This window comes from Vibrio sp. 1078-1 (assembly GCF_033340475.1).
In genome coordinates, this window is the sequence record NZ_JAWOWM010000609.1 from 1 (window position 1) to 592 (window position 592).

1 protein-coding gene is annotated in these 592 nt (G+C 41.0%); it reads right to left on the bottom strand.

Going from position 1 to position 592, the window contains the following annotated elements:
- Positions 1-592 (bottom strand): GlxA family transcriptional regulator (locus R7190_RS29085; protein WP_318138094.1); only part of this gene is annotated, 592 nt, incomplete at both ends.

Genomic DNA, 592 nt, shown 5'->3' on the forward strand with positions numbered 1-592 from the left:
TTTCTCGTTTGAATATCTGCCTGAAAAACTGTGTATCAACATAACCAGACCGACTTGCAACTTCATCAATTGACAACTTTGTTGACCTCAACAGTTCTTTTGCAAAAGATAAACGCCCTAACTGAATAAACTTTAGCGGACTGATGGATGTCGCCTCTTTAAATCGGCGTTTTAACTGCCGTTCTGATAAGCAAGCTTCATTCGCTAAATCACTGATAGAGACGATGTCTAGATCCGTGGTGAGAATCCATTTTTGGATTTTTAGAATCAGCTCATCTCTGTGTTGCATGTAACGGAAAACATCACAGTATGAATGAGAGTTTCCACTGCTCTCTATTGTACTTAAAAACTGGTTACCAAGGTTTCGAGTGTGCTTTCCAAAATACTCTTCTACTATTTCCAGCATCACACTTGAGTGAGAGTAAGGTCCAGACGAAAGATAGACGTTTCCGTCAATGAGTGCTTTCTGCTCAGTCATGAGCATTATCTCAGGGAACAGTTCGCCAAAGAGGTGGGCGAAGTAAGAATGCATTACAGCTTTGTTTTGCTGCAAAAGACCGGCTTTCGCGACGACAAAAATACCAGTGTCAAT